Annotated in this window: 4 protein-coding genes; all 4 read left to right on the top strand. The window is 64.3% G+C overall.

Annotated features, from left to right (window positions below; all coding sequences use genetic code 11):
• Nucleotides 1–303: ABC transporter permease (locus ACFE99_RS23470; protein WP_375489048.1), on the top strand; the 303-nt coding region annotated here is incomplete at its 5' end.
• A gap of 6 nt (nt 304–309) precedes the next feature.
• Entirely contained in the window at nt 310–1,791 is a 1,482-nt protein-coding gene (locus ACFE99_RS23475; RefSeq protein ID WP_375489050.1) for an MCE family protein, read from the top strand.
• 51 nt (nt 1,792–1,842) lie between these two features.
• A complete protein-coding gene (locus tag ACFE99_RS23480) occupies nt 1,843–2,871 on the top strand; it encodes a virulence factor Mce family protein (protein WP_375489052.1) in 1,029 nt (342 codons plus the stop codon).
• Nucleotides 2,868–4,085 (top strand): MCE family protein (locus ACFE99_RS23485; RefSeq protein WP_375489054.1); only part of this gene is annotated, 1,218 nt, incomplete at its 3' end. The genes ACFE99_RS23480 and ACFE99_RS23485, both read left to right, overlap by 4 nt.

The following is a 4,085-nucleotide window of genomic DNA, read 5'->3' on the forward strand; positions in this document are numbered from 1 at the left end:
CTGGCGACCCCCAAAATAGTCTACTATTACTTCCAACACGATACATTAATCTATGACCACTACTTCCATACCTATCTGCAGCCAACCGACCTGATCTGGTCTTTGCTGCAGATCATCGCGACGTCGACCGTTGTCATGCTCGTGCACACCTATTACGGCTTCCACGCGTCGGGCGGCCCGGCCGGCGTCGGTGAAGCGGTCGGCCGTTCAGTGCGCGCCTCGCTGATCGTGGCGATCACGGCGACGTTAGCGGTGGCGATGGCCGCCTACGGGGTGTCCGGCAACTTCAACCTGTCCGGGTAGCGACCAATGAAAACGAAACGACGCGAGGCAGGCCTGCACCCGGCGCTTTGGAGCGTCATCCTCATCGCCTTCATCAGCGGCCTGATCGCACTGACGATAGCGGCGTTCAACAGAGACCTTCAGCCCTATGCCAGGGTGACCCTCGCATCGGACCGGGCAGGGCTGGTCATGGAACCCGGCGCCAAAGTGAAGTTGCGCGGCGTCCAAGTCGGCCGAGTTGCGTCGATCCAGCCGGGAGACCCGGTCAGACTCCGCCTGGAGCTCTACCCCGAGCAGCTGAGATACATCCCCGCCAACGTCACCGCCCAAATCACCGCCACCACAGCATTCGGCGCCAAATATGTCGACCTGCTGATACCGGAGCACCCCAGCCCCAAGCGGCTGGCGAGTGGCGCGGTGGTGATATCACGCAACGTGAGCACCGAGGTGAACACCGTGTTCGAGAACCTCGTGGGGGTGCTGAACCAGGTCGACACCCCCAAGCTCAACGCTGTGCTCACCGCGGTGGGTGATGCTCTGCGCGGCAAGGGTGAGGCCATCGGCGAGGCCACCACAGACTTCAACCAGGTCCTGACGGAAATCAATCCCCGCAGTGAAACCATCCGCGCCGACTGGCGGGCGCTGAAGGGATTCAGCGACACCTACAGCGCGGCCGCACGCAACATCGTGACGGTGCTCGATGCGGCCGCCACCACCAGCGCCACCATCACCCGCAACGCCCCGGCATTGGACTCGTTGCTGCTCAACGTCGCCGGGCTGTCGCGCAGCGGCACCAACCTGATCGGCCCGAATAAGGACAACCTGGTGCACGGCATCAACCTGCTGGAGTCCACCACCCGACTGTTGATGAAGTACAACCCCGAATTAACCTGCACGCTGGTCGGCGGAAAGAACGTCCTGGATTTCGGCTTTTTGGATGTTGCCGGCGGCCACAACGGCTACTCGGTGATCCTCGACGTCGCGTTGCTGCTGGGCGATGACACCTACCGCTTCCCCGATAATCTGCCGATCAACGGCGCCAAGGGCGGACCGGGCGGCCAGCCCGGCTGCGGATCGCTGCCCGACGTCGCCAAGAACTTCCCGCAGCGCTACCTGGTCACCAACACCGGGTGGGGTACCGGGATGGACGTGCGGCCCAACCCGGGCATCGGCTTCCCCGGATACGTCGACTATGCCCCGGTCACGCGCGGCGATCTCAGACCACCCAGCATTCGTCATCCGGGGCCACCGGCGCCGGGTCCGGTCCCGGGAACCGCCGGCTACAACGGCCCGGCACCCTACGGTGCGCCGCAGTACGCCCCGGACGGAACGCCGCTATTTCCCGGCCTGCCGCCAGCACCTCCGCCCGGGCGGCCACGCGAACCTGGACCGCCGCCGGCGGGATCAGAACCGTTCGTGCCGCCGGTGCCCTCCGGTGAGCAACCGACCTGCGGAATCCTCAACCAGCAGTGCGTGCAGCTGGAACCGCCGTATGCCCCAGCGCCCTGACCCGCAGTCAAGAGCCCACACGATCGAGCAGATATCTGAGGAAAGGCCGACATGCGAGAGAATTTGGTAGGAGCGCTGTGGCGCCTTGCCATCTACGCCGTCGTGTCCGCGCTCGGCATGGTCTTGTTGCTCGCTGTGTTCGGGCAGCTGCGTTTTCAGCCGGAGAAAACCTACAAGGCTCAGTTCGCCAACGTGTCGGGGCTGGAAGGGGGAAACTTCGTCCGCATCGCCGGTGTCGAGGTCGGCAAGGTCAAAAACATCTCCATCCAGCCCGACTCCACGGTGCTCGTCGAGTTCAGCGCGGCCAATTCGGTGGTGCTCACCGAGGGCACTAGGGCCGCCATCCGTTTCGCCGACCTCATCGGCGGCAGATATATGGCACTGGAAGAAGGAGCCGGGGGAGTCAAGCGGCTGCGCCCGGGCGCGACAATCCCGCTGAGCCGCACCGAGCCGGCGCTGGACCTCGATGCGTTGATCGGCGGGTTTCGGCCACTGTTTCGAGCGCTGGACCCAGACCAGGTCAACAAGCTGACCGGCCAACTGATCGCGGCCTTCCAGGGTCAGGGCGGGACAATCGGTTCCTTCCTCGACCAGGCCGCGGCGCTGACCAACACCTTGGCAGACCGCGATCAACTGATCGGTCAGGTGATCACCAATTTAAACAGCGTGCTGGGGTCATTGAGCGGCCAAAGCGGCCAGTTCGCCAAGGCGATCGACTCACTTTCGGAGCTCGTAGCAGGTCTCAGAGCCCGCAAACAAGACATCACCAACGGGGTGGTTTTCGCCAACGCCGCTGCCGGCTCAGTCGCCGATCTGCTGGCGCAGGCCCGCCCACCGCTGAAAAAGGTTGTGCACGAGACGGATCGAACCGCCGCCACGGTGTTCGCCGACCGCGATTACTTCGACAACTTCCTGCAAACCTGGCCCGACGCGACTCAAATACTCAACAGGCAGGGCATGTACGGCGACTTTTTCAGCTTCTATCTGTGCGACATCGTGCTGAAGCTCAACGGCAAAGGCGGCCAACCGCTTTACGTCAAGCTGGCCGGGCAGGCCACGGGGAGGTGCACGCCGCGGTGAGACCCTTCTCCGAGCGCAATCCGTTCGCCCTGGGGGCCATCGGCCTCGGCGTGATCCTTGCTCTGATGATGCTGTCGCTGAACTACGACAAGCTGTGGTTCATCAACAGGGACAAGGTCTACGCGGCGTACTTCGCTGAGGCGGGCGGGCTCGCTGGCGGCAACCATGTTCTGGTGTCGGGGTACCGGGTCGGGCAGGTCGCCAGCGTCGAGCTGGACGGGCCGCGGGTGCTGGTCAAGTTCACGGTGGCCCGCAACATTCGCCTCGGTGACCGTACCGAGGCGGCAATCAAATTGAGGACCGTGCTTGGCAGCAAGATTCTCGAGGTCACGCCGCGCGGAGACAAGCCGCTGAGCGGCACCATACCGCTGGAGCGGACCACGTCGGCCTATCAACTGCCAGACGCGCTGGGTGATCTCACCAACACCATCAGCGGACTCGACACCAACCAGCTATCCAAATCGCTGGCCGTGCTGGCAACCACGTTCTCCGATACGCCGCCCGACCTCAAGGTCGCGGTGCAGGGCGTGGCGCGATTCTCTCAGACGCTCGACGAGCGCGACGCCCAGCTGCGAAACCTGTTAACTAGCGCCAACAAGGCCACCAAGGTGTTGGCCGAACGCAGCGACGAAGTGGTCAGGCTGGTCGCCGACACCAATGAGCTTTTGGTCCAGCTCAGAAGCCAAAGCCGCGCACTGGACCAGATCGCCAACAACCTTTCCGCGCTGGCCCTGCAGATCAAGGGCTTCATCGCCGAAAACCGCGACACGTTGAAGCCGACGTTGGACAAGCTCAACGAGGTCCTCACGATCGTCGACAACCGGAAAGAACGCGTGCAGAAGGCTCTGGTGGGGCTCAACAGATACGCCTTGGGGCTCGGCGAAGCGGTGTCATCGGGACCGTTCTTCAAGGCATACGTGGTCAACTTGCTGCCCGGGCAATTCGTGCAGCCGTTCATCGATGCGGCCTTCTCCGACCTCGGACTCGACCCGAATGTGCTGGCGCCCACCGAGCGGGCCGATCCGCAAGTCGGCCAGCCGGGCACACCGCCGCTGCCGATCCCGTACCCGCGGACTGGCCAGGGCGGCGAACCGCGCAGGACGATCCCGGATGCGATCACCGGCAACCCGGCAGATCGGCCCTGCGGGCCGCCGGGCGTGCCGCTGCCCGGCCCCGGCTGTTACCCGTATCGGGAGCCGCCGCCCGCACCACCG

It is taken from the genome of uncultured Mycobacterium sp. (assembly GCF_964249325.1).
Classification (GTDB): domain Bacteria; phylum Actinomycetota; class Actinomycetes; order Mycobacteriales; family Mycobacteriaceae; genus Mycobacterium.